The organism is Ruegeria sp. AL12 (assembly GCF_056540885.1).
This window is the reverse complement of the sequence record NZ_JBQFXN010000001.1, coordinates 1,148,142-1,174,010: the sequence shown is the minus strand read 5'-3', so window position 1 is coordinate 1,174,010 and position 25,869 is coordinate 1,148,142. Positions and strand designations below refer to the sequence as shown.

Sequence of the window (25,869 nt, the reverse complement as noted above, 5' to 3'; positions counted from 1 at the left end):
TATAATCCGACTGGTTTCTTATCGAGCAGGATAGGCATTGATGCGTTCTTGGGTTGCTGGGTTTTCTGTTGTCTGCCTTGTGCTGGCCGTTTTGCCTGTGCAGGCGCAAACTCTATCTACCAAAAGCCGCAAGGATATCTTCCTCAAGCAGTCCAAGATTCTGGATTCCCGTGCGGCGACGCAGTATCGCGACTCCGCGAGGTTGAAACCCAAGACATCCCGTGCGCATACCGGCAAGCGATATACTGGCAAGTATCGCGGCCAGTATCTGGATCTGGCGAAACAGGCTGCCCGCCTTCACAACATTCCCGAAGACTTGTTCCTTCGCCTTGTTCAGCAGGAAAGCGGATGGAACCCTCACGCGAAGTCTCACAAGGGTGCTCTGGGATTGGCGCAATTGATGCCTCAGACCGCCGAGCTTCTGGGGGTCAACCCGCATGACCCCAAGCAGAATCTCGAAGGTGGGGCCAGATACCTGTCCTGGCAGTATCGCAAGTTCAAATCCTGGCCACTGGCTTTGGCCGCCTACAATGCCGGCCCAAAAGCGGTGGAAAAGCATGGCGGCATACCGCCATACAAAGAAACCCAGAACTACGTGAAGGTAATCTGGGGCGGTTAAACCCGATGCCGCGGCGCAGAACGTCCGGTTCTTGATCAGGCTCAACCAGTCCAACTAATCTGAAAGGGTATCGTCCAGTAACTGGTGAGGTCTCCTCATGCCTGTTGACCACCCTGAGATTCCGCAAGAAACGCTGGCCAATTGGCAGCAACTGGTCGATCTGGTCGCGGAATTGGCGGATGTGCCCGCAAGCCTGATCATGAAAACCGACGCACCGGATCACGCGGTGCTGATCACCTCGGATCATCCCGAAAACCCGTATCCGGTTGGTTTGAGTTTCCAGTTGAATCCCAAACTTTATTGTCAGGGCGTCCTGCAACGGGACGGAGAGCTGGTGGTTGAGGATGCAGCTTGCGATCCGGATTGGGCGGACAATGACGATCTGGAACATGGGATGACATTTTACATCGGCCTGCCGCTTAAATGGCCCGATGGATCGGTGTTCGGAACGATTTGTGTTCTGGATCGAAAGCAGAACCGGCGTGCCTTGTTGTTCCGCGAAGGGTTGGCGCAGTTCGCACGCATGGTCGAGTCGGATTTGGCTTTGTTGCAAGAGGTTTACCTGCGCCGCGCGCTGGAAGAGAAGCTCAACGAAACACTGGCGCAGCTTGAAACCCGTGTCGCGGATCGTACCCGTGAGTTGCAGGAAACCAACACGGCGCTGCGCGTCCTGCTGTCCAGTCTGGATGACGAACGCAAAAACCGCGATCACGAAATTGTCGAACAGGTGCGCGGCCGAGTTCTGCCCTATCTGGAAAAGGCTCGAACGCAGCTTTCCGGGGACGAAGCGCAGTATGTCTATCTTGAGTTGGCCGAGAAGAACCTGAACGAGATCACGTCTTCATTGTCGGACAAACTGACGGATGCGTTTGCAGCAATGACTCCGACCGAGATCGAGATTGCGCAGATGGTCATGTTTGGAAAAACGACCAAGGACATCGCCAAGGCCCTGTCCCGAGAAACATCGACAATCGATTTTCACCGCAACAACATTCGCCGCAAGCTGGGACTTGAAGGGCGCAGCCAGAACTTGCGCAGTCATTTGCTCTCGATTTCGTGAACATGGAATATGGGGTTTTCCCCCATATTCCGCCCCCATTTTTTCGGTCTGAGCCAATATGCCCTGGCTTGTTACCTTTGGTTGGGACGTGCGGAAAACCTGCACATGTCCAACAGAGAGGTACACAAAAATCGATCGCAAAGATCTGGAACCAACCATCCTGAACGGCGACAAGGATCATCTGGCGCCGGGGCTGTCTCGCCGGTCGTTCTTTATGGCGGCGGGGGCTGCCGGTGTCGGCGCGACTGCTTCCGTACTGGGCGCAGGACCGGTTCAGGCGCAGTCTCAGGCGTGGCTACAGCCGGGCAACAACAACCACGTGATCGATCTGCAAGGCGCAACGGGTCAGGCCAGCACCGGGCCAGTTGGCATCGACTATTATGGTCATTGTGCGATCAAGATCACCTCGCCCAATGGCGCAACAGTGCTGTTTGATCCCTGGCGCGACGATCCGTCGGGCGCATGGGGGCTTTGGTTCCGCAACGAATTCCCGCAAATCCCGGTGGATATCACCCTGTCGACCCATGCCCATTTTGATCAAGATGCGATTGAGCGCCCAAGTTCGACCATGGTGCTGGATCGCATGGTAGGCAATTTCGAGTTTGCAGACATCAAGATCACCGGTTTTGCCGACAAACACGCCTGCGTCGCGCCGGGATGGTATGACTGGACCAATGCGCTGGCCGAGTTCGGTGTGGAAGCCTGCCCGCCGAACAACGTGGGCCACATGGATATGGTCGTCTATCTGGTCGAGACCGGCGGCATACGAACGCTGATCTGGGGCGACAACCGCCACAACCCGCCACAGGAGTTCTGGGACGCGATCGGACGGGTGGACGTTCTGACGCTGCCGGTTGATGGCTCGGAACATATCCTCAGCTTCGATCAGGGCAACGACATCGTATCTAAGCTCAAGCCCAAGGTGATCATCCCCACACATTACCTTAACGAGGTCACATCCTACACGCTGACCACTCTGCAATCTGCCGACGACTGGGTGAAGGGGCAGCAGAGTTACAAGATGCTCGACAGTGCCAGCCTTCAGCTTGAAGCCGGTGACATTGCGGGAATGAACCAGGAATTCATACATTTCGGCAACATTGTCATGACCGGCTGACGAATTACCGGGGTCGCCACTCACGCCACTCCCAAGCGCCGCCTGTCTCCCCAAGAAACCACGGCGCCAAAAGAAAGGGCCGGTCCCTGACCGGCCCTTTTTCAAGGTTCAGAAACGGGTTTACTCCGCCGCGACTTTGATCACCGGCTCCATCCGGGCCAGTATATCTTCGGCCAGGTGGCATTTGATCTGGTGCCCATCCGCCAGCGTCTGCACCGGCGGCACGTGGGATTCGCACCGACCGTCAGGCACCTCGGATTTCCATCGGCAACGCGTCTGGAACGGACAGCCTGGTGGCGGGTTCATGGCCGATGGAATATCGCCTTCCAGAACGATATGCTGCTTTTCGATCGAGGTATCGGCAATCGGAACCGCGCTCAGCAGCGCCTCGGTATAGGGGTGATAGGGCGGGGCAAAGACCTGATCCGTGGTGCCCAACTCCACAACATGGCCCAGATACATCACCATGACCCGGTCGCTGAGGTAACGCACGATGGACAGATCGTGGCTGATGAAAAGCAGCGTGGTCTTGTGCTGTCGCTGTATCTCCATCAACAGATCCGTCACGGCAGCCTGAACCGACACATCCAGCGCCGAGACGGGTTCGTCCGCCACAACGATACGCGCATCGCCGGCAAAGGCGCGCGCGATACCCACGCGCTGTTTCTGCCCACCGGACAGCTGTCGCGGCATCCTGTCCGCAAAGGCGCGCGGCAGCTTCACCAGATCAAGCAGTTCCAGCATCCGCTTCTTTCGCTCGGCTTCAGAGTTTCCGACACCAAAGATTTCAAGCGCCCGGATGATCTGACGGCCGACGGTCATCGACGGATTCAGCGTGTCGAACGGGTTCTGGAAAACCATCTGAACTTCGCCGATCGTCTTGGCATCGCGTTCTTCGATGGGCACCTGTTCGATGTTGCGGTTGTCCAGCAGGATCTGCCCGTCTGTGGCCGTCTCCAATCCCATAAGGACCTTGGCGAAGGTGGACTTGCCGCAGCCGGATTCCCCCACGATGGCCAGTGTCTCGGATTCGTGCGCCTCGAAGCTGAGCGTTTCGTTGGCCTTCACCACCTTCTTCTCACCGCTGCCAAACAAGGCATTTGCCGCAACCTCGTAATACTTCTTGAGGTTGTCCATTTTCAGAACCGTTCGGCCAATCTCACCCTTTTCTTTCTGATCGGCCAGCGCAAGTGGGGCGTTCCAGTCGATTTCCTGGAATTTAAGGCAGCGGGTGTGGTGCCGGTCATTCCCCGGAACGGCTTCCATCAGGATTTCTTTCGCGTCACAGCGCCCCTCTTCGAAATAGTCGCACCGCGGTCCAAAGTTGCAACCCGGAGGCCGCTCGTGGGGCAATGGGAAGTTCCCCGGAATAGCCACCAGCGGACGCGTGTTCTTGTCAGCCCCCGGCAGCGGGATCGAACGGAACAGCGCCTGTGTATAAGGGTGCTGCATCTCGTCGAACACATCCTTGATCGAGCCACGCTCGACCGCTTCACCCGAATACATCACGCACAGACGGTCGCAGGTTTCTAGAACCAGCCCGAGATTGTGCGAGATGAACAACATCGAGGTGCCGTATTTCTTGCCCAGATCCTTGACCAGTTCGACCACAGCGGCCTCGACGGTCACGTCCAAAGCTGTTGTCGGCTCGTCCAGGATCAACAGCGCCGGTTTCGACATCAGCGCCATCGCAATCACGATCCGCTGCTGCTGACCACCCGACAGTTGGTGCGGAAATGAATTCAACATCCGCTCGGGGTCTGGCAGGCGAACGTCCGTCACCACTTCCAGCGCGCGGGAATAAGCCTCTTCCTGACTTACCCCCTCGTGGATCATCGGCACTTCCATCAATTGTTTGCCGATCTTCATCGCCGGATTCAGCGATGCCATCGGTTCCTGATAGATCATCGCGATTTCATTGCCGCGAATGTCGCGCAACTCTTCGGCCGACATCTCTGCCAGATCGCGGCCCTTGAACTTTATCGTGCCTCCGACGATGCGACCGTTCTTGCCAAGATCCTGCATCACGCCCAGTGCCACGGTCGATTTGCCACAACCGGATTCACCAACCAGCCCCACGGCTTCGCCGGGCTCTACGCTGACCGAGAAATCCATCACGGCGGGGATTTCCCGCAGGCGGGTAAAGAATGAGATGGACAGCTTGTCGATCTCCAGGATCGGGCCGTCATAATCCGCCATTTTGCTCATTTTGCTTACTCCTCACCAAATGCGGGGTTCCCCTTCATCTGGCCAAAAATATCCCGGGGGGTCCGGGGGGCTGGCCCCCCGGCCTCGATCACATCAGTCCTTCAGGCTTTCCTCACGAAGACCGTCAGCCAGCAGGTTCAGACCAAGAACCAGCGACAGCAGGGCAAAGGCAGGAGGAAGGGCAGGGTGCAGGTAGATCGACAGCAGCTTGCGCCCCTCGTTGATCGTGGATCCCCAGTCCGGGCTTTCCGGCGGAAGGCCCAGTCCGAAGAAGCCCAAAGTCCCCAGAAGAATGGTGGTGTACCCGATGCGCAGACAGAAATCGACGATCAGGGGGCCACGGGCGTTGGGCAGGATTTCCCAAAGCATGATGTACCACGGCCCTTCGCCGCGTGTCTGGGCCGCAGCCACGTAATCGCGGGTTTTGATGTCCAGCGCCAGGCCGCGCACGATACGGAAGACCGTGGGCGAGTTGACGAAGACCACCGAGACGAACACCACCAGAATACCGCCGGGGATATCGAACAGGTCCAGATAGGTCGGCAGACCCCAGATCCGGTAGGCCTCGGTATTGATGATGTAGCCACCGGTCGAAATCAGCGACAGATATAGCCAGATCGCAACACCCAGAACACCGATCAGCAACGGTGTACGGAAATTCGGGCGCGTGTAATAGCGCGAATTCAGCAATACGCCGATGAACAGGATCGGGAACACGAACAGCACGGCCGCCATGTAGTTCGGTACCCCGGTCGCCACGATCTCCGGTGTCACCAGCAGGTAGAACAGCAGGATCACCGGGAAGGCGAGGATCAGGTTGGCGAGGAAGGACAGGAACGTATCAAAACGGCCCCCATAGTAACCGGCGGGAAGCCCCAGCGTAATGCCGACCATGAAGGCGAACATTGTTGCCAGCGGTGCAATTTGCACCACAACCCAGGCCCCCTTGACCATCCGGCTGAATACGTCGCGCGCCAGATTGTCACCGCCCAGAAGATACCAAGCATACTCGCCGTCCTCCAGATTTGGCAGAGGCGTTCCCGGCACTTTGTTCTTCATGCCAGAGATCTGTGTCAGCGGGTCATGGGTCACGATCAGATCAAGCGCGCCGAAGATGCCGGTAAAGACCCAGAACATCACAAGGCCAAAGCCGATCATTCCGATGGGACTGTCATACAGTTTGCCGTACAACCCCAACCGTCGTTTGAAGGCGATGGACATGGCGAACATGATGATCAGCGCGACCCATACAGGCAGGAATTGCTGGGAAATGGCGCCGATGATCCCTGCGCCAGTGCCCATCAGGATGCCCAGCGCCAGATAAGCCACGGCCAATCCCACGCTGGCAAGGAAACTGTAATGCAGCACAAGCTGGGTCAATCCACGGACACCGCCGCCAGAACTGACGGATCCATCCGGATTCACGACAATCTGCTGTTCAGGCAAAAAGATACTGGCGATGATCCAGACCAGGATAGACAGGAAAAGTGCAGCCAGTGCGATCATCAGAAGCGGGTTCAGGAAGGCGATAGAGCCGGTCCAGGTTAGTGGTTCCATAATCTCACCCTCCTTATGAAATGCGAATGCGCGGGTTGAGGTAAACGTAGCCGATATCCGAGATCAGCTGCGTTATCAGAACCACGAAGACCGACACGACCGAGATCGCCAGCAGAAGCTGAATGTCGTTGTTGCCAGCGGCCTGAACCAGCGCCCAGCCGAAACCCTTGTAGTTGAACAGGGTTTCAACAATCACCACGCCGTTCAGCAGCCATGGGAACTGCAGCATGATAACCGTGAACGGCGCGATCAACGCGTTGCGCAAGGCGTGTTTCATGACGATGTTCGGGAACGAGACACCCTTCAGCCGTGCGGTCCGGATGTATTGCGCCGTCATCACTTCGGTCATCGAAGCGCGGGTCATCCGGGCGATATAGCCCATACCGTACAGCGCAATGGTGAGAACCGGCAGGAAGAAGTTCTCGAATGTCGGGTTCTCCATCGCTTGCGTCGCGGTTCCCTTGAACCATTTCAGCCCCACGGTGGACGAGGTGAAGATCGCGATGAAGATAACGCCCGATACGTATTCCGGTGTCGCTGTCGTGATGATTGAGAAGGTCGACAATGATCGATCCAGGGCCGACCCCTCTCGCATCCCGGCCAGTACACCAACGATCAGGGCGGAAGGCACCATCAGGACCAAAACCCAAAACATCAGGTAACCTGTGTTGCCCAAGCGCTTGCCAACGATGGTTCCGACTTCTTCCTTGAAAACGGTTGAGTATCCCCAATCGCCCTGAAGAACACCACAATACCTTGCCGTGTCCTCTGCCGTCGAACCGGGTCTTGTGCAGGTTCCCACGAACTGGCCATCTTCCAGTGTATTCTGGAACCCGGGCATCACGCCCAGCCATTGGCCGTATTTCACGAGTGTCGGCTGCAAGTAGCCGCGGTTTTCCAACCAGGCTTCGACCTGCTCATCCGACATACGCTGGTTGCCCTGCGTTTTCGCCAGCTTTTCAAGGTTTGGGTATAGGTTGGTCAGGAAAAAGACGACGAATGTCAGACATAATGCCGTAAGCAGCATCACCCCGAACCGTCGTAGGATGAATAGTCCCATGTTGGCCCCTGTTGTTCAGGTATTCCGCAGATCATTGGACCATTTTCTGGCCTCGGACGTCCGACCCCGCGTCGGCAAGTCTGCGGCTGGAAAGGGGCGCCCGTGTCAGGCGCCCCTCGGGTGTGGATAGCAGCGACTAGGCAGCCCAGCCCCACTTGTAGTGATGGTGTTCGAAGGTCACATGCATGTCGGTTCCAACAAGACCCTCTTTCATGTGGCGATAGAGCGAGCGCCAATAGGGCTGAATAGTAACCCCATCTTCCTGAAGCAGTGCTTCGCCACGCGCCATGACTTCGCGACGCTTGTCCGCGTCGGCAATGGCCAGCGCCTCTTCCAGAATGGCGTCAAACTCTGGGCTCGCATAGCCGAACTCGTTCCAGGCTTCGCCCGTACGATAAGCAAGCGCCCAAATCTGAACACCCAACGGACGCGGGTTCCAGTTGGTCGAGCTGAACGGGTACTTGGCCCAGTCGTTCCAGAAGGTATTGCCCGGCAGAACGGTCCGCTTGACCTTGATCCCGGCATCGCGCAGTTGCGCGGCAACGGCATCTGTGGTGTTGCGACGCCAGTCATCGTCGATCGAGATGATCTCGTGCTCGAAATCACCGAAACCGGCTTCGTCCATCAACGCCTTGGCCGCTGCGGGATCAACCTTTTGCGGCGGAAGCTCGGCATATTCCGGATGCAGCGGCGCCACGTGATGGTTTTCCGCCGGCGCTCCGCGACCGCCATAGCCCAGTTCCAGACAAACTGAATTGTCTACGGCCATCTGAAGGGCCTGCCGGACACGTTTGTCCGCATAAGGCTTTTGCCCGTCGATCTCGGCCAGTTGGTTGGGACGAATAACGATGGTCGCGGCGGTCACCACTTCTGACTTCACATAGCCAAGCCCGTCCATCACGTCGATGAATTCACCCACCGATTCATACAGCATGTCGACTTCGTCGGATTCCAGCGCCGCCAACCAGGCAGAAGGGTCGGTTCCGTAGTCGATGTACTCGATACGATCCAGGGCAGGGCGGCCATACACTTCTTCACCCCACCAGTTGTGATCCGGGTTGCGAACCAGAACGGCTTTAACGCCAACCTCAAGTTCGTCCATCAGATAGGGGCCGGTTCCAACATTGTTCAGCAGGTCAGTCTCGCTGAACGAGCTGTGAACAATCGCGCCGGGATAGTCGGCCATGCCCGGAATAAGAGTGATATCCGGCTTTGGCAGGTTCAGTTTGACCGTGGTTGCGTCGACGACTTCGATGACACCCTCACCGGCCTGACCGGTATCCGCGTCGATCAAGGTTGCAAAGCGGCCCGCCATCGAGTTGGTTTCCGAGCTCTTGTCACACCAGCGCGCGATGTTGCGGGCAACGTCGTCAGCCGTGAAATCGTCGCCATTGTTCCACTTGACGCCCGGACGGACATTCAGAGTGTAAACGGTCGCGTCGTCGTTGACTTCCCAGCTTTCCAGCAGCATGCCACGGAACGATCCGTCCGAGTTGTACTCGACCAGATATTCCAGCGTGCCGCGCGTCACGTTTGCGATCTGCGACCAGTCATAGGTTCTGGGATCTTTGAGGGCGCGGACTTCTTGCTGCACACGCAGCGTGCCGCCTTCCTGCTTTGCTGTTTCGGCCAAAGCAGGTGTCGGCAATCCGATCATGCCATAGGCCGCTGCGGCAGTAACCCCAAGACTGGTTGCGCGTGTCATGAATTCCCTTCGGCTTAGCTTGCCGTCGCGGTATTCCTGAGCGTGCATCGCTGCCGCCCAGTGCACCTTGTCTTCGGTGGATACGGTATTCGTCATGGATGTCTCCCTGTGACACTGATTTTGTTGATTGATTATGGCTCTACGCGACCCGGTTTCTTTCGGTCGCCAGAGTGAAGGATTTTGTTTTTTGGACTCTGTTCATCCCCATGTCGTTATTCGGCACCAGATTTCAGATAAGGTCAATGTTCGAAATCGTCATAAGTAGTACAAAAACGACATTCGCGATCAGTTGAAGTCGTGGAGAAGCATTTCTTCTGGCAGCCCAAAGCGATGCCGGTTTCCCCATTGTTTTCTTAGTTTGTTAAGGGAAATCGCAGCAAATCATTAAGTTCTCTTAAGCTTTGAGACTTGGCGGCGCCTTGCTTTTGCTAAGTCAAAAGAGCCGGGTACTAACGGGTACTAACAAGAGGGATCGACGTGATTCCAGGCCTTCATTCGGGCGCGAAACCAGGTACGCTGACGCTTGGCGAATTGCCGCGTCGCAATGGTTGCGCGCTCTCGCGCCTGATCCAAAGTCATCGTGCCGTCCAGATATGCCCTGAGTTCCGGCACGCCTATGGCCTTGCAGGCCGGAAGGGTGGGATCGAACCGGTCCTGCATGGCGCGCACTTCTTCGATCGCGCCCTGTTCCAGCATCTGGTCAAAGCGGCGTTCTATCCTGTTCAGCAGCCATGCTTTATCAACGTCAAAAACGATTGGTAGGGTCTCGTTCAACCGAAGTGCCGGTGGGGGCGTTTCGGCTTGCCAGGACAACAGGCTGCGACCTGTGGCGCGCTGCACCTCCCATGCGCGTTGCACGCGGGCGCGGTTGTGTATGTCCAGCTTTGCAAGCGTGTCTGCATCGACCCCCTCCAAAAGGTCTGCCATGGGCATCTGATCGGCCTCGGCCCGAACTTCGGGTGGCGTCGCAGGAATTTGGGCCATGCCTTCGGTCAGGGCCGAGAAATACAATCCCGTCCCACCGACGATGATCGGGCGCTGGTGCCCCGTTAGCAGGGGCAGGACCTCGCGCAGCCAATGGCCGGTGGAATAATCCTGATCATAGGCGACGTGCCCGTACAACAGATGCGGCGCGCGGGCTTCTTCCTGGGCGGATGGCCGGGCCGAGATGACGCGCCAGCAGTCATAAACCTGGCTTGCATCCGCATTGACGATAACCCCGCCATGCCGTTCGGCGATCTCCAGCGCCAGCGCTGATTTCCCGGATGCCGTAGGCCCCGCGATCAGAACCGGCTTGTCGTCCGGAACAGGCGGCAGTTGCCGAAAAAGCAGGTCTGTTGATCGCCGGGTCATGCGCGGTTGCCTCTATCCTCACCAACCGCATTGAACCTGCGGAGCTTTTGCTTCATTTTGCGCCGGAAATTAACCCCGTGCCAGCCCGGAGCGCAACATGAGCCTTTCCCCTTCTTCTGAAACAGCCGAGACCCCGAAAACAAAGTACAATCGGGTCATGTTGAAAATCTCAGGCGAAGCATTGATGGGGGATCAGGGATTCGGCTTGCACCCGCCAACCGTTCAACGCATCGCGCAAGAAGTGAAATCGGTTCACGATCTGGGCGTTGAGATTTGCATGGTCATCGGTGGCGGAAACATTTTTCGCGGCCTGAGCGGTTCAGCCCAAGGCATGGAGCGGACAACGGCGGATTATATGGGTATGTTGGCCACGGTGATGAACGCGCTGGGGATGCAATCCGCACTGGAAGAGATCGGAGTGTTCACCCGCGTGATCTCGGCCATTCGCATGGACGAGGTGTGCGAACCCTATATCCGCCGCCGGGCTGTTCGGCACCTCGAGAAGAAGAGGGTCTGTATTTTCGCCGCCGGTACTGGCAACCCGTATTTCACGACAGACACCGCAGCCACCCTGCGCGCGAACGAAATGGCGTGCGAGGCGATCTTCATGGGCAAAAACGGAGTGGATGGCGTGTATGACAAAGACCCTGCGGAACATGCTGACGCCGTACGCTATGATACCGTGACCTATGATGACGTGCTGGCCAAACGGTTGCGGGTCATGGATGCTTCGGCCATTGCCTTGGCACGCGACAACAATCTGCCCCTGATCGTCTTCGGGCTTGATGAGCCCGGCGGCTTCCGAGGAATTCTCGCGGGCGAGGGGACCTATACCAAGGTTCAGGGTTGAAGCCAGAGGAGGCGCCCGACGATTCCGCAAGCTCTCAAAGCCCCAGCGTTGAGCCGGGGCTTTTGCGTTTTGCTTTCGCTTGACGGTTGTGGGCGGCCCTGTCTAAGTATCGTTGTCCTTCCAAGACGAAGGGCTGCCCCGTGTTTCGTCGGCCAAAGGCCCAAGCACAGGCTGGGCTGGAAGACCTGCCATGATTTCTGAGGTGTCCGGAAACATGTGCGGGCATCTCATTGATCTGACTGCACAACTAAGGAGCAATGAGGCATGAGCTCTCTGGATATCGATTTCGTTCGGGCGCAGTTCCCGGCCTTTTCAGAACCCAGCCTGCAAGGGCAGGCGTTCTTCGAAAATGCAGGTGGGTCTTACACCTGCAAACCAGTGATCGACCGGCTGACGCGGTTCTACACGCAGCGCAAGGTTCAGCCTTACGCCCCATACGAGGCCAGCCGCCTTGCGGGCGCCGAAATGGACGAGGCGCGTGCGCGCATGGCTGCCATTCTGGGCGTCGACACGGATGAGCTGAGTTTTGGTCCTTCAACCACCCAGAACACCTATGTCCTGGCGCAGGCGTTCCGGCAATGGATGAAGCCCGGCGAGGCGATCGTCGTGACCAATCAGGATCACGAATCCAACTCTGGCCCATGGCGTCGTCTGGTCGAGGCCGGGATAGAGGTGAGGGAATGGCAGATCGACCCCGAAACCGGGTCGCTGAACCCTCAGGATCTGGAAAACATGCTGGACGAAAAAGTGCGTCTGGTCTGTTTTCCGCATTGCTCAAATGTCGTTGGCGAGATCAATCCGGTCACCGAGATCACTGCCATTGCGCATGCAGCGGGTGCGTTTGTCTGCGTCGATGGCGTATCCTACGCCCCGCACGGATTTCCGAATGTTGGCGATCTGGGGCCGGATATCTATTTGTTTTCTGCGTACAAGACCTATGGCCCGCATCAGGGGTGCATGGTCATCCGCCGCACATTGGGTGAGCTGTTGCCCAACCAGGCCCATTATTTCAACGGCAACGTCCTGTACAAGCGGTTCACCCCGGCTGGCCCCGATCACGCGCAGATTGCGGCCAGTGCAGGTATGGCGGATTATGTTGAGCTGCTTTGCGCCCACCATGGCGGGCCCGAGACGGGCGCGGCAGAGCGGGGCGTATTTGTCCACGATCTGATGCGATCACACGAAGAGTCGTTGCTGCAACCGGTTCTGGATGCGGTAAAGGATCGAAACGCTGTGCGCCTGATCGGTCCTTCCGACGCCAGTCGGCGCGCGCCCACCGTCGCGCTTTCGTTGAACCGTCCGGCTGAACCGGTTGCGGCGGAACTGGCGCAATACGGTGTCATGGCGGGTGGCGGAGACTTCTATGCGGTGCGCCCCTTGCAGGCGATGGGCGTCGACCCGGCGCAGGGTGTTTTGAGGGTCAGCTTCACCCACTACACCACAAAGCAGGAAATTGATCAGCTTTTAGAGGCTCTTGAGCGCGTTTTGTGATCCACTACTCTTGAGGGTGCGTAGAAATCAAAAAACCTCAAGGGCGTATTGTGAAGCAACAGCAGGCTCCGATCATTTTGTGGTTTCGACGGGACTTGCGTCTGTCGGACCACCCCGCGTTGACTGCAGCGGCCGAAAGTGGCCGTCCGGTCATTCCTTTGTTTATTCATGACCACCTCGTCGAACAGATGGGGGCCGCGCCGAAGTGGCGGTTGGGTTTGGGGTTGGAGGCTTTCACAGCGTCACTGGCCAATATGGGCAGCCGACTGATTTTCCGACGCGGCGAAGCACTTGAACAGGTGCAGCAGGTCATGGCCGAGACCGGCGCAACCTCCGTCTTCTGGTCTCGCGCTTACGATCCGGCCTCAATCGAACGCGACAAGAGGATCAAGTCTGCGCTTACAAAAGAAGGAGTGAGGGCAAAGTCATTTGCCGGGCATCTTCTTTTCGAACCCTGGACTGTCGCCACCAAGTCGGGGCATCCATTCAGGGTTTTCACGCCCATGTGGCGTGCGGTTCAGGGGCGGGATGTACAATTTCCCGACGCGCGGGTTGCCGATTTGCAGGCCCCGGTGTCGTGGCCCGCTTCTGACAAATTGAGCGATTGGCAGATGGGGGATGCCATGAACAGGGGCGCGGCCGTCGTTCGCCCTCATGTAAAACCCGGCGAACAGGCAGCTCTGGATCAGCTCGAGGCGTTTCTTGGGCGACTTTCCCACTATTCCAGCAACCGGGACAGGTTGGATCAGGACGGGACGTCCAACCTGTCGGAATACCTGTCTTTGGGTGAAATCGGGCCGCGTACAGTTTGGCATATGGTCCAAAGGGCCGCGCTGACTGGAACACCCGGTGCCGATGCCTATCTACGTCAACTCGTCTGGCGCGAGTTTGCCTATCACCTGATGTATCACACGCCCCAACTGGTGGCTTCCAACTGGAAGCCGGAATGGGACAGTTTTCCCTGGAATACTGATCCGGACCATCTCGAGGTTGCTGCGTGGCGGCAGGCCAGAACTGGAATACCTGTTGTCGATGCCGGGCTGCGGCAAATGTATGTGACGGGTCGAATGCACAACCGTGCGCGGATGATTGTCGCAAGCTATCTGACCAAGCATCTTATGACCCACTGGAAAATAGGGATGAATTGGTTTGAGGATTGCCTGATCGACTGGGATCCGGCCTGCAATGCCATGGGCTGGCAGTGGGTTGCTGGATCTGGGCCCGATGCATCCCCGTTTTTCCGGATTTTCAATCCCCAGACGCAAGCCGAGAAATTCGATCCCGACGGGAACTATACGCATCGCTGGATTGCCGAAGGTTATTCCGAACCCAGCAAGACCGCCCTGTCGTATTTTGATGCCGTCCCGCGTTCATGGGGGCTGCGTCCGGATGCGGAATACCCCAAACCCATAGTCGAATTGCCCGAAGGGCGGACCCGCGCCTTGCGCGCATATGAAAGCCGAAAATCCCACTAAGGAACTGAAAACTTGCCAGAAACAATTTCGCCGCCTAGCTTTGTACGCGTACCGCAGAGGGGAGAGCGGATGATCCTGACGACGACCGAAGGGCAAAAAGACCTGCCCAGATATTTCGCCCAAGTCTTTAAAATGTTGAACCGGATGGAAACCGGGCGTCTTGATATCAGACTACCCGACGGTCGCACGTTTCGCGCAGAAGGCGCAAAGGCCGGGCCGGTGGCGCAGGTCGATATTCACGACGACGATGTCTTTGCGCGCCTGATCCGCGAAGGTGAACTGGGTTTCTCCGATGCGTATCTGGACGGACATTGGAGCACACCCGATCTGCGGTCTTTCATGGATCTTGTGCATCTTGGAACCGAGACCGTTTATGACGGGTTTACGGGCCAGTTTCTTGTTCAGGCCTATGAACGGCTGCGGTTCTGGCTGCACAGAAACAACAGGGCGCAAGCCAAAAAGAACATCTCGTATCACTACGATCTGGGTAACGAATTTTACAGTTCTTGGCTGGATGACACGATGACCTATTCCAGCGCGATTTTTGAGTCTGGGCAGGAAAGCCTCGAGAAGGCCCAGATCGCCAAATACGCAAGCCTTGTGGATGAGATGGGTGCCAAACCGGGTGATCATGTGCTGGAGATCGGATGTGGCTGGGGCGGCTTCGCGGAATATGCCGCAAAGGAACGAGGTTTGCGTGTCACCGGCCTGACCATCAGTGAGGAGCAATTCAAGTACGCCAAGGAACGTATTGAAAAAGCAGGTTTATCAGATCGGGTTGAATTCAAGCTGCAAGACTATCGGGATGAACGCGGGGTCTATGACGGCATCGCATCCATCGAAATGTTCGAGGCCGTGGGTCAGAAATACTGGCCGGTCTATTTCGAAACCGTTCGTGAGCGGTTGAAGCCCGGTGCCCAGGCAACCTTGCAAATCATCACGGTGGGTGATCATCGCTGGGATTTTTACAAGAACGGCGTTGATTTCATTCAGAAATATATCTTTCCCGGCGGGATGCTACCGTCGCCGACCATCCTGCGTCAGCAGATCGATCAGGCCGGGTTGAAAGTCGTGCGTTCGAAGGAATTCGGGAGAAGCTATGATCTGACTCTGCGCCGTTGGTATGAAACGTTCAACGACAAATGGGATCAGATCTCGGACATGGGGTTCGATGAGCGTTTCCGCCGCATGTGGAATTATTATTTGACTGCGTGCGGTGCGGCCTTTGACACGGGCAATTGCGATGTGACACAGATCACAATAGCAAAACCAAGTTAACTCACGGACCGTCACATGCCCACTGCCTCGCGTCTCGTCGCCGCTGTTTGTCTCGTCGTGCTGGCCTTTCTTGTTTCAAGCATGGTTATCGAAAACGGCGAAGAGGGTAAGGACTATGGTTACTTCACCTATGTGAATATGGCTCTTGGTGCGATCTGTGGTTGGAAAATCATGGGCAAGCGCGCTGGGCGTGGTTGGACAGCGGGAATTAATAACGGCCTGACCGGCGTTGCTTCGCTGGTTTTCTGGGCGCTGTTTGTGCAGGGGTGCTACCGCATGTTCGACCTTGCGATGCGCAATCGATATGGCGGCCCGTTCGAAGCTGTGATGGCCATTTTTTCGATTGGTATCGATTATGGCAAGCAGCTGATCTATCCCGAAATTCTGGTTGCACTCGCAATTGGCGCCGTTGTCGCCGGTCTGGCCACGGAACAGGCCAGCCGCAAATGGCGCTGAACCGTTTCGTCACAAGAGAGATTAAATTTGTCTGATTTGTTCTTCTATGGAACGTTGCGGTATCTGCCGCTGTTGCAGCGTGTCCTGGGTCGTCCGCTGAGTGAAATAACGTTTCACGCTGCCAAGCTGTGCGATCACGCGGTTCACGCGGTCCAGGGGCAGGATTTCCCGATGATCCTGCCCGCCAAGGGTGCCGCTGCCGAAGGCCTGCTGGTGCAGGGCCTGTCATCCGATGATCTGGCCAGACTGGCTTATTACGAAGGATCCTTCGACTATGAGCTGAAATCGTTGAATGTCATTCTGGAGGACGGGGGCGAAGCACAGGCACAGGTCTTTTTCCCGACCCCGGGCGCGTGGCAACCCGGTGAGTTGTGGTCGTTGCAGGGCTGGGCAGACAAATTGGGCGAGGTTACGGCGCTCGCCGCCGAAGAAGAAATGGCTTATTTCGGCAGAGTCGACCCCAAAACCATGGCGCGCAGCGTCCGCGCAATTCAAACCCGCGCCTGGGCAAAGATCATGGCCAGGCAACGACGAACCGGCGATCCGCGGAACATAGCCGAAGACGTAATCGTCCACCGTCATGAACGCGTTTACGTCGACTATTTCGGGATGGAGGAAATAGACCTTCAGCACCGGCAACATGACGGCAGCATGGGCCCCGTGCTGCACCGGGGCGGCTTGATGCAGGGCAGCGCGGTGTCCGTTCTGCCATATGACCCGATCCGCGACACCGTGCTTCTGGTCGAGCAGTTCAGACCGCCGGTGTTTTTGATCGACGATCCAGAGCCATGGCTTTGGGAAGCGGTTGCCGGGATGATCGACCCCGGAGAAACGCCGGAACAGACGGCACATCGCGAAGCCATGGAGGAAGCCGGAGTTCGATTTGACAGGCTGGAATATGCGGGCGGGGCGTATTCCTCCAGCGGGTCGTCGACGGGTTTCATGTATCTCTATGTCGGGCTTGGCAACTTGACCCAGACAACCATCACCGGTGGCCTGGACACAGAAGGCGAAGATATTCGCAGTCGGATTCTGCCGTTCGACGAATTCATCGATATGACAGACCGTCATCTTTTCAAGGATTTGCAGCTGGTGTCTCTGGCTTACTGGCTGGCCCGCCATCGGGATCGTTTGCGCGCGTGACTATCGCGCTTGTGGTCCCGGCAGTGCGCCTGTAAATCTTCGAAGATACCAAATGACAAGAGGCGACCATGCGCATTGCACGAGATCTTGCTGACGCAGTAGGAAAAACACCGTTGATCCGGCTGCGCCGTATCAGCGAAGAGACCGGATGCGAGATTCTTGGCAAAGCCGAGTTCATGAACCCGGGTCAGTCGGTAAAGGATCGTGCTGCTCTTTTTATCATCAAAGATGCCATCGCACGCGGGGATCTGAAACCGGGCGGCACCATCGTGGAAGGCACCGCCGGCAACACCGGTATTGGTCTGGCTTTGGTCGGTGCGTCGATGGGGTTCAAAACGGTTATCGTTATCCCCGAGACCCAATCGGAAGAAAAGAAGGATATGCTGCGTCTGGCGGGCGCACAGTTGGTTCAGGTACCCGCGGCCCCGTATCGCAACCCCAACAATTTCGTGCACTATTCCCGCCGTCTGGCCGAGGAATTGGCGCAGACAGAACCCAATGGCGCAATCTGGGCCAACCAGTTCGACAATGTGGCGAATCGTCAGGCACATGTGGAAACCACGGGCCCCGAGATCTGGGACCAGACAGACGGCAAAGTTGACGGGTTCGTCAGCGCGGTCGGGTCGGGTGGGACATTGGCAGGCGTTGCCGAAGTTTTGCAACCCAAGGGCGTCAAGATCGGTCTTGCAGATCCTATGGGGGCTGGCCTGTATTCGTATTACACAACAGGCGAGATCGCGATGGAAGGTGGGTCAATCGCCGAAGGTATCGGGCAGGTGCGTATCACCAAAAACCTTGAGGGGTTCACGCCGGATTTTTCTTATCAGATCACTGACAACGAAGCGCTGCCCTACATCTTTGATCTTCTGCGTGACGAAGGCCTGGTCATGGGCGGCTCGACCGCGATCAACATGGCAGGGGCGGTGCGCCTGGCCAAGGAAATGGGGCCCGGCCATACCATTGTGACCATCCTGTGCGATTATGGCACACGCTATCAATCAAAGCTGTTCAACCCCGAGTTCCTGCGTGAAAAAGAGCTTCCGGTTCCGGATTGGATGACCGAGGCACCGCGCAGCATTCCCGGCGTTTTCGAGGACGTGTGATGCTTGGACAGGTCCGCCTGTTTCTGACCCTGCTATTCCTGTGCTTTGTCGGGTTTTCGAATAGCGCTGTTGCACAGCTGACGGATCGTCAAAGTGAGTATTACCAAGGCTGGGTCAAAACCGCGAGCCGGGCCGAAGCCGTCATCGAGGCGAACCGGGCGTCTGACGCTGCGCTGGAGAATTTACGTTCTGAAATAAATGGTTACAGGGACGACTTCAATCGAGCTCGTGGTGCGAATACCGACCGTATAACGACGCTGGAAAGCCAGATAAAAGCGTTGGGGCCCAAACCCGAAGGGGACACGACTGAACCTGAAGACATAGCAAATCTTCGCGTGCATCTTGAGGAACAGCTCAACAGCCTGCGTGTTCCGCGCATCATATCCGAAGAGGCGTATAGCCGTGCGAACGGGCTGATCAGCGAAATTGATCAGATCCTTCGCGCGCGCCAGAAAAAAGAGTTCTTTGAACAGGGCCCTTCGCCGATCAACCCGGCGTATTGGGGTCCGGCATGGGTGGATGTCAAAGAGGCCGTTCAAGGCCTGGTAAACGAAACGATCACGAATTTGCGTTCAGATGTCGTGCGCGAGCAAATTCGCGCTCGTGGGCTCGCAATCTTCATACTTCTGGTCATTTCAGCCGTGCTGCTGATCTTTGGCAAACGGTGGTCTGAACTTGGAGGCGACTACCTGAGGTTACTCGGCGGGGCCGGGACGGGGGTTTGGTCGTTCGTAATCTCACTTCTGAGAATTCTGTTGCCATGGATCGGTGTGGTGGCCGTGGTCACGGCGATCAGTCTCACAGGCGTTCCGGGTCTGCGGGGCAGCCTTTTGCTTCAGAATGTTCCGTATTGGGCGGCGATCGTGTTTTTCTATGACTGGATTGGTCGCCAGGTATACGTGATCGGCGCGTCGCAAGGGTTCCAACGTCTGTCCGCTGCGCGCATCACTGAACTGCGCGTGTATATCGATCTGCTTGCCCTGATGCTGGTTTTGCACGAATTGGCGTTTTTGTTCGAACGGATCGAAAACATTTCCGACGCCACTCGCGCCGTAGTCAGTTTCCCGGTCATTGTCGCGACGGCTTTGTTGTTGTTGCGAGTACGTCAGATTCGAACAACCGACGGGCCTCCGGATCAAGCTGCCTCAACCCGTTCTGCGGGTTTTAGCCAACTGGTCGAGTTCCTGCGCCGGGCTTTGTTCCTGTTGGGGATCATGTCTCCCTTGCTGGCTATTTTCGGATACACCAATGCGGCCGAAGCAATCGTGTTTCCTGCCGTCAAGACATTGGTGCTGATCGGGGCCTTGGTCATCCTGCAACGGTTCATCAGTCAGATTTACGGCTGGGTCACCGGGCAGGGCGAAGCCGCGGGGGATTCGCTTTTTTCCGTACTGGTTGGGTTTGCATTGGCCATCTTGGCGCTTCCCATTCTGGCGATCTATTGGGGTGCGCGGGAAACCGATCTGCTGGAAGCATGGTCGCGCCTGCTGCTTGGTTTTGATATCGGTGGCGTCACAATTTCGCCCAGCAACTTTCTGACCTTTGTTGCCGTGTTTGCAATCGGTTATACGCTGACGCGTCTGTTGCAAAGCGGGCTGCGCAATTCGCTTCTGCCGAAAACCAACATAGATCCGGGTGGCCAAAACGCGATTGTCGCGGGTTCGGGATACGTTGGCATATTCCTTGCCGCGTTGGTGGCAATCATGGTGGCCGGTTTTGATCTGTCATCGCTGGCGATCGTCGCTGGCGCGTTGTCTGTTGGCATCGGCTTTGGTTTGCAGACAATCGTGTCGAACTTCGTTTCTGGCATCATCCTTTTGGTCGAGCGTCCGATTTCCAAGGGGGATTGGATCGATGTGAATGGCATGATGGGATATGTTAAGGACATTTCCGTTCGTTCGACCCGGGTCGAGACCTTTGACAGGACGGATGTCATCGTTCCGAACTCTGACCTGATCAGCGGTGTTGTAACGAACTATACCCGCGGCAACACGATCGGGCGGGTGATCGTTCCGGTGGGTGTCGCATACGGAACTGATACGCGCCTGGTCGAAACCATTCTGGGCGAAATTGCCAACAACCATCCGATGGTGTTGGCCAACCCGGCGCCAAGCGTTGTGTTCCAGGGGTTTGGAGCAGATTCCTTGGATTTTGAAATACGGGCGATCCTGCGGGATGTGAATTGGGTTTTGTCGGTGAAATCTGACATGAACCATGAAATCAACCGTAGATTCTCGGAAGCAGGGATCGAGATCCCGTTCGCACAACGTGATGTCTGGCTGCGAAATCCCGAAACCCTGCGGGCATCTGACCCGAGCAAGCAGGAGCCTTCCGCACCTGTGCAGGATAAGCCACGCAAAGTTGCAGAGGCTCCGGCGGATTTGACCGAGGCGGATATGGACCCGGATGCCGGTGATGAGATCTGAGGGGCCAGATCGCAGCACGTGTTGACTTGTGATCACCCGTCGGTGGGTGCATTGATTAAATTGCGCTATTCCCCTGATTTCGTCGAATTGAGGCCTTGCAAATCCGACGGCATTCGTCCAAATATCGCCGGCACGGAGAGGTGGCCGAGTGGTCGAAGGCGCACGCCTGGAAAGTGTGTAGGCGGGAAACCGTCTCCAGGGTTCGAATCCCTGTCTCTCCGCCACCATCACCATTGCGTAACTTGAACTGCACCTGTCCGCGAACGCGATGCACGATTACAAGCTGTCCTGCTGCGCTTCGACCCAGCCGGTGCCTGACCTGTCGCCGAGTTTTTCGACGAGAAAATCCATGAAGATTCGTGTCTTGGGCGTCAGCACGTTCGAGCGCGGATAGATCAGCCACAGCCCTGCATGATCATTCAGCCGCCAGTCAGGCAAAACCTGCCTGAGCCGGCCCGCGCGCAGCTCATGCGCCACGCTCCACAGCGAATTGATCGACAGCCCCGCCCCGGCCAGCGTCGCCGCGCGTTGCGCGGTGCCGTCATCGACGATGGTTCGGCTGATCATCGCGCGCGGGTTCAGGACCGCCTTCTGACCAGCAGGATCAACCAGTTCGCGCCGGTCGAGATTGGCCCACGCGATGAAGCGATGCCCCGTCAAATCCTCGGGTGTCGAAGGCACTCCGTGCTGCTTAAGATATTCCGGCGCAGCGCAGAGCAGGCGGATGTCATCTGAAAGTTTGCGCCCCTTGAGGCTGCTATCGGCCAGCGGCGCGTTGCGCAGGGCTAGGTCGAAACTGCCCTCGATGGCGTCGAAGGGCTTGTCCGACAGTCGCAGGTCCAGCGTCAGGTCGGGATAGCGTTGATGAAACTCGGGCAACAGCGGCATGATGTGCAACTGGGCAAAACTGCTGGGGGCCGCGAAACGCAAGGTGCCTGTGGGGCCGGTATCCGTGCCTCCGAGGGCAGCGCGCGCTGCATCCGTCTGGGCGAGAATTTCACGTGCATAAGGCAGAAACTCCGACCCTTCCAATGACAACGACACCTTGCGCGTGGTGCGGTGCAAAAGCTCGACGCCAAGTTCGTTCTCAAGCTTGGCCAGCCTGGCACTCGAGACCGCCGGTGCAAGGCCAAGCTCGCGCCCGGCGGCGCTGATATTGAGCCGTTCGGCCGCCATGACGAACAGGCGCAGGCTGTCGGTATCCATACTGATTATATCCAAAATACGAAAACTGAACTTATTTTACACCACCTTTTCCTTGTTCTTACAAGTGATAAGTCAGATGCACACCGACACACACCCCAACGGAGACATAAAATGAATGCGATCACCGAGGTGAAGACCGATATCAACGCGCAGATCATCGAGGCCTTCAATTCTCGCCATGCCACCAAGATCTTCGACCCTGAACGCAAGGTGAGCGACGCTGACTTCGAGACGATCCTCGAGGCTGCACGCCTTTCGCCCACTTCGTTCGGGCACGAGCCCTTCCGCATCCTGATGATCCAGTCGCCCGACAAGCGCGAGCTGTTCCGCGAGTTTTCATGGGGTGCCAACGGGATGATGAACGGGTCAACCGGCCAGCTTGGCACCGCCAGCCATTTCGGCATCATTCTGGCGGCGACGGGTGAACTGATGCGCGCCGGATCGGATTATCTGCAAGACCACTACCGGCAAGTGAAGCAGCTGCCCGAGGAAGTGATCGAGATATTCAACGGCGCATACGGCAAGTTCCAGGCCGAGGATCACAAGATCATCTCTGACCGCGAGATCACCGACTGGTCGGGCAAGCAGGCCTATATCGTGCTGGCCAACATGATGACCGCCGGTGCGCTGATGGGGATCGACAGCTGCCCGATCGAGGGCTTCGACATGGAGCGGACGACGCAGACGCTGGCCGAACACTTCGGCGTCGATACCGCGAAATGGAAACCGGCGGTGATGTTCGCCTTTGGTCATCGCGCGAAAGATCCTGAATTCCCCAAGACCCGCCGCACGATGCAAGACACCGTCGCTTGGTTCTGACCCCGAAGGAGATACACGATGACCTATTATTCCGTTCTGGACGTCACCCCCACCGCCGAGGACTGGATCCCCGGCTACCTGCCCACCGCCAACGAACGCGTGGCGGCACATGGCGGCAAGTATCTTGCGCGTACCGCGACCCACGCGCAGATGGAAGGCGAGGATCAGCCCGCCGGGCTGAGGATCATCATCGAGTGGCCTTCGGAAGAGGCGGCCCGCGCCTTCATGGCGGACCCGGCCTATGCACCGCACCTGGCCGCCCGCACCAAGGGCTCGGTCAGCCATCACTACCTGATCGCGGGGAGGGACGACCTCGCCTGAATGCAGCACTGGCCCGGTATGCCGGGCCGGCACCCCCAAGGAGGCTTTCATGACCCGGACCGGAACCGTCAATTATCATGTTCACAAGCCCGCGCCGCAGGCATTCGTGCTGGACGCGGACAGCATCGCTGGCAATCTGGTCTCGCCCGAACTGGCCGCGACCGAGGTGGCGCTGACCGATCTGCGTGCCGGGCGGGCAGGGGCCAGCTTTGTCTCTGACGGGTTCGAATTTGGTGTGGCACCGACGCGGGTGATCAGTTTCGAATCCCCCGGCTGGCAAAAGGTTTACGACCGCGAACTGGCCGATCTGCTGTGCGACCGGATCGGCGCGCGCGAGGTGCTGTTCTTCGACCACACATTGCGCATTGACGACCCGGCAGCCAACCGCCGCCCCGCGCGCAACGTGCACAGCGACCTGAGCCCGCAAGGTGCGCACCAGCGGCTGGTGGATATCCTCGGGACCGAGCGGGCGCGCGATTGGGCGGCGGGGCATTTCGCCTTCGTTAACCTGTGGCGGCCGGTGGAAAACCCGATCAACACCGCCCCGCTGGGTTTCGTGCGCCCTGCAACCGTGGACGACGCGGACTGGATCGACATCGACCTGATCTATCCCGACCGGCGCGGTCGTATCCTCGGCCTGGCGGCCAACCCGCGTCATGATTGGGTGTATCTTTCGCGCATGACGCCGGACGAGATCGTCTGGTTCAACATCTACGACAATCGCGGCCGTCCAACGGTGGGCCACAGCGCGATTGATCTTGCCGAAGATCCCGATCTGCAAACCATCCGCAAAAGCCTGGAAAGCCGGGCGCTGGTGCGGTTCTGAGAAAGGCAGAAAATGCTGGACAAATCCAACACGCCAAACTTCGCGCCACTCAACCGCGCGTTCAACGCGGTGTTCCGCCCTGGTAGGCTGAGCATTGGGCTTGTGGTCCCGCTCGAGGCAAACCGCAACGATCCGGTACCTACTATGACGCGCCATCTGGAACGTGCCGTGCTGGCCGACGAACTGGGCTTTGCCGCGCTTTGGCTGCGAGACGTGCCCTTCAACGTGCCCTCGTTCGGCGATGCGGGACAGATGTTCGATCCTTTCGTCTATCTCGGCGCGCTGGGTGTTGCGACGCGCGACATCGCGCTTGGCGTGGCTTCGATCGTGCTGCCACTACGGCACCCGGCCCATGTGGCCAAGGCGGCAGCCTCGGCCGACCAGCTGTCGGGCGGGCGGCTGCTTCTGGGTGTGGCCTCGGGGGATCGTCCCGAGGAATACCCGGCGCTGAACAAGGATTTCTCTGATCGCGGGGCGCGCTTCCGTGAAAGCCTCGCCTATATCCGCGCCATGGCGCAGGATTACCCGCGACTGGATAACCCGCAGGGCGACCTCTCGGGCGGTATCGACATGTTGCCTAAGCCTGCTGCCGGGCGCTTGCCGCTGCTCATCACCGGTGGCAGCCAGCAGACGCCAGAGTGGGTGGCGCGCCACGGTGACGGCTGGATGACCTATCCGCGTGGTGCGGCGGCGCAGTCCCGCGTTGTGGCCGACTATCGAGCGCGTGTGGCACAGGCCGGCTTGTCCGACAAACCGGTGATGCAGTCGCTTTATGTTGATCTGGTGGACCAAGCCGACGCTCCGCCGCGCCCGATCCATCTTGGGTTCAGTGCCGGCACCGATTACCTGCGCCGCTACCTGCACGAGATCCGCGATTTGGGCATCAACCACGTGGCACTGAACCTGCGCTTTAACGTGGCCGGGATCGAACCCACCCTGCACCGGCTGGCCGACGAGGTCCTGCCCGAGTTTCACGACTGATTTCATCCCCAAGGAGGCCTCAATGCCCAAGACTATACTGATCACCGGCGCGACCGACGGCATCGGCCTGTTGACCGCCAAGACACTGGCGGCCGAAGGCCACCGCGTGCTGCTGCACGGACGCAGCTCTGACAAGCTGAAGGCCGCCGCGCAGACGGTTGGCGGCAACCCCGAGACCTTCCGCGCCGATCTTTCCGATCTGGACGAAGCCGCCGCGCTTGCTGACGCCGTGCGCGCCCGGCACGACCGGCTGGACGTTCTGATCAACAATGCCGGTGTCTACAAGACTCCGCACCCGCACCGGGCCGACGGGATGGATGTTCGGTTCGTGGTAAACGCTCTGACGCCCCATGTGCTGACCCGACGGTTGTTGCCGATCATCCCAGCCGAAGGGCGCGTGGTGAACCTTTCATCGGCCGCGCAGGCGCCGGTGGATGTGGATGCGATGCACGGTAAGCGGCAATTGAGTGACATGGAGGCCTATGCGCAAAGCAAGCTGGCGCTCACGATCTGGTCACGGGAAATGGCGCGCGCGCACCCAAAAGGCCCAGTCTTCGTCGCGGTCAACCCTGGCTCGCTTCTGGCCTCAAAGATGGTCCGAGAGGGTTTTGGAATGGCCGGCAATGACTTGGCGATCGGCGCTGATATCCTGCGACGGGCCGCGCTGTCGGACGAATTTGCCAATGCCTCGGGGCTGTATTTCGACAATGACAGCGGACATTTTTCTGATCCACACTCGGCGGCGGCCGACCGCGATCATGCGGCGCGGGTCAAGGATGCTATCGCGGCGTTGACCGACGACGGAGTTTAGACCT

The 25,869-nt window shown here is 58.0% G+C and carries 22 protein-coding genes and 1 tRNA gene; 17 read left to right on the top strand and 6 right to left on the bottom strand.

Annotated elements, in window-relative coordinates; translation table 11 throughout:
• The first annotated feature begins 40 nt into the window (after positions 1-40).
• From ACR0C6_RS05930 to ACR0C6_RS05920, 3 genes are all read left to right on the top strand, one after another.
• Entirely contained in the window at positions 41-619 is a 579-nt protein-coding gene (locus ACR0C6_RS05930) for a lytic transglycosylase domain-containing protein (protein ID WP_152457765.1), read from the top strand.
• A 97-nt stretch (positions 620-716) separates the two neighbouring features.
• Positions 717-1,679: a LuxR C-terminal-related transcriptional regulator gene (locus ACR0C6_RS05925; RefSeq protein WP_480618653.1), complete on the top strand. Its 963-nt coding sequence runs from the start codon at positions 717-719 to the stop codon at positions 1,677-1,679.
• A gap of 58 nt (positions 1,680-1,737) precedes the next feature.
• Positions 1,738-2,796, top strand: a complete 1,059-nt coding sequence (locus tag ACR0C6_RS05920) for an MBL fold metallo-hydrolase (RefSeq protein WP_480618652.1) — start codon at positions 1,738-1,740, stop codon at positions 2,794-2,796.
• A gap of 120 nt (positions 2,797-2,916) precedes the next feature.
• On the opposite strand, the gene ACR0C6_RS05915 is transcribed toward ACR0C6_RS05920, so the two are convergent.
• The 5 genes from ACR0C6_RS05915 to miaA form a co-directional block, all read right to left on the bottom strand.
• Positions 2,917-5,004 carry a dipeptide ABC transporter ATP-binding protein gene (locus ACR0C6_RS05915; RefSeq protein WP_480618651.1) on the bottom strand — a complete coding sequence of 696 codons (2,088 nt, stop codon included), beginning with the start codon at positions 5,002-5,004 and terminating at the stop codon, positions 2,917-2,919.
• Between the two features lie 93 nt (positions 5,005-5,097).
• Positions 5,098-6,561 carry an ABC transporter permease gene (locus ACR0C6_RS05910; protein ID WP_480618650.1) on the bottom strand — a complete coding sequence of 488 codons (1,464 nt, stop codon included), beginning with the start codon at positions 6,559-6,561 and terminating at the stop codon, positions 5,098-5,100.
• Between the two features lie 13 nt (positions 6,562-6,574).
• The gene (locus ACR0C6_RS05905; protein ID WP_152457770.1) at positions 6,575-7,621 is read right to left on the bottom strand and encodes an ABC transporter permease; all 1,047 of its coding nucleotides are present in this window, start codon (positions 7,619-7,621) and stop codon (positions 6,575-6,577) included.
• Positions 7,622-7,757: 136 nt separating this feature from the next.
• Positions 7,758-9,422: an ABC transporter substrate-binding protein gene (locus ACR0C6_RS05900; protein ID WP_171639628.1), complete on the bottom strand. Its 1,665-nt coding sequence runs from the start codon at positions 9,420-9,422 to the stop codon at positions 7,758-7,760.
• A gap of 363 nt (positions 9,423-9,785) precedes the next feature.
• Positions 9,786-10,679: a tRNA (adenosine(37)-N6)-dimethylallyltransferase MiaA gene (gene miaA, locus ACR0C6_RS05895; RefSeq protein WP_480444920.1), complete on the bottom strand. Its 894-nt coding sequence runs from the start codon at positions 10,677-10,679 to the stop codon at positions 9,786-9,788.
• Between the two features lie 97 nt (positions 10,680-10,776).
• On the opposite strand from miaA, the gene pyrH reads away from it, so the two are divergent.
• From pyrH to ACR0C6_RS05850, 9 genes are all read left to right on the top strand, one after another.
• Positions 10,777-11,529, top strand: coding sequence for a UMP kinase (pyrH, locus tag ACR0C6_RS05890; protein WP_152457773.1), 753 nt, complete (start codon positions 10,777-10,779; stop codon positions 11,527-11,529).
• A gap of 264 nt (positions 11,530-11,793) precedes the next feature.
• A complete protein-coding gene (locus tag ACR0C6_RS05885) occupies positions 11,794-13,020 on the top strand; it encodes an aminotransferase class V-fold PLP-dependent enzyme (RefSeq protein ID WP_480444922.1) in 1,227 nt (408 codons plus the stop codon).
• A 50-nt stretch (positions 13,021-13,070) separates the two neighbouring features.
• Positions 13,071-14,495 carry a cryptochrome/photolyase family protein gene (locus ACR0C6_RS05880; RefSeq protein WP_480618649.1) on the top strand — a complete coding sequence of 475 codons (1,425 nt, stop codon included), beginning with the start codon at positions 13,071-13,073 and terminating at the stop codon, positions 14,493-14,495.
• Positions 14,496-14,564: 69 nt separating this feature from the next.
• Positions 14,565-15,773 (top strand): class I SAM-dependent methyltransferase, encoded by a 1,209-nt coding sequence (locus ACR0C6_RS05875; protein WP_480444926.1) that lies wholly within the window; start codon positions 14,565-14,567, stop codon positions 15,771-15,773.
• A 15-nt stretch (positions 15,774-15,788) separates the two neighbouring features.
• A complete protein-coding gene (locus ACR0C6_RS05870) occupies positions 15,789-16,229 on the top strand; it encodes a TrgA family protein (RefSeq protein ID WP_171228617.1) in 441 nt (146 codons plus the stop codon).
• Positions 16,230-16,256: 27 nt separating this feature from the next.
• Complete coding sequence (locus ACR0C6_RS05865) at positions 16,257-17,372, top strand: NUDIX domain-containing protein (protein WP_480444928.1); 1,116 nt, start codon at positions 16,257-16,259, stop codon at positions 17,370-17,372.
• Between the two features lie 68 nt (positions 17,373-17,440).
• Positions 17,441-18,475 carry a cysteine synthase A gene (locus tag ACR0C6_RS05860; RefSeq protein ID WP_171639622.1) on the top strand — a complete coding sequence of 345 codons (1,035 nt, stop codon included), beginning with the start codon at positions 17,441-17,443 and terminating at the stop codon, positions 18,473-18,475.
• Entirely contained in the window at positions 18,475-20,901 is a 2,427-nt protein-coding gene (locus ACR0C6_RS05855) for a DUF3772 domain-containing protein (RefSeq protein ID WP_480444930.1), read from the top strand. Before ACR0C6_RS05860 ends, ACR0C6_RS05855 begins: the two co-directional genes overlap by 1 nt.
• A 134-nt stretch (positions 20,902-21,035) precedes the next feature.
• Positions 21,036-21,125 (top strand) — tRNA-Ser (locus ACR0C6_RS05850).
• Positions 21,126-21,177: 52 nt separating this feature from the next.
• On the opposite strand, the gene ACR0C6_RS05845 is transcribed toward ACR0C6_RS05850, so the two are convergent.
• Positions 21,178-22,107, bottom strand: a complete 930-nt coding sequence (locus tag ACR0C6_RS05845; RefSeq protein ID WP_480618648.1) for a LysR family transcriptional regulator — start codon at positions 22,105-22,107, stop codon at positions 21,178-21,180.
• A gap of 111 nt (positions 22,108-22,218) precedes the next feature.
• On the opposite strand from ACR0C6_RS05845, the gene ACR0C6_RS05840 reads away from it, so the two are divergent.
• The 5 genes from ACR0C6_RS05840 to ACR0C6_RS05820 are packed head-to-tail and all read left to right on the top strand — an operon-like array spanning position 22,219 to position 25,865.
• Positions 22,219-22,926 carry an NAD(P)H-dependent oxidoreductase gene (locus ACR0C6_RS05840; RefSeq protein WP_480618647.1) on the top strand — a complete coding sequence of 236 codons (708 nt, stop codon included), beginning with the start codon at positions 22,219-22,221 and terminating at the stop codon, positions 22,924-22,926.
• Positions 22,927-22,944: 18 nt separating this feature from the next.
• Positions 22,945-23,247 (top strand): DUF1330 domain-containing protein, encoded by a 303-nt coding sequence (locus ACR0C6_RS05835; protein ID WP_480618646.1) that lies wholly within the window; start codon positions 22,945-22,947, stop codon positions 23,245-23,247.
• A gap of 49 nt (positions 23,248-23,296) precedes the next feature.
• Positions 23,297-24,073: a CmcJ/NvfI family oxidoreductase gene (locus tag ACR0C6_RS05830; RefSeq protein WP_480618645.1), complete on the top strand. Its 777-nt coding sequence runs from the start codon at positions 23,297-23,299 to the stop codon at positions 24,071-24,073.
• A gap of 12 nt (positions 24,074-24,085) precedes the next feature.
• Positions 24,086-25,054, top strand: a complete 969-nt coding sequence (locus ACR0C6_RS05825; protein WP_480618644.1) for an LLM class oxidoreductase — start codon at positions 24,086-24,088, stop codon at positions 25,052-25,054.
• Between the two features lie 22 nt (positions 25,055-25,076).
• Complete coding sequence (locus ACR0C6_RS05820) at positions 25,077-25,865, top strand: SDR family NAD(P)-dependent oxidoreductase (RefSeq protein ID WP_480618643.1); 789 nt, start codon at positions 25,077-25,079, stop codon at positions 25,863-25,865.
• Positions 25,866-25,869 lie beyond the last annotated feature (4 nt).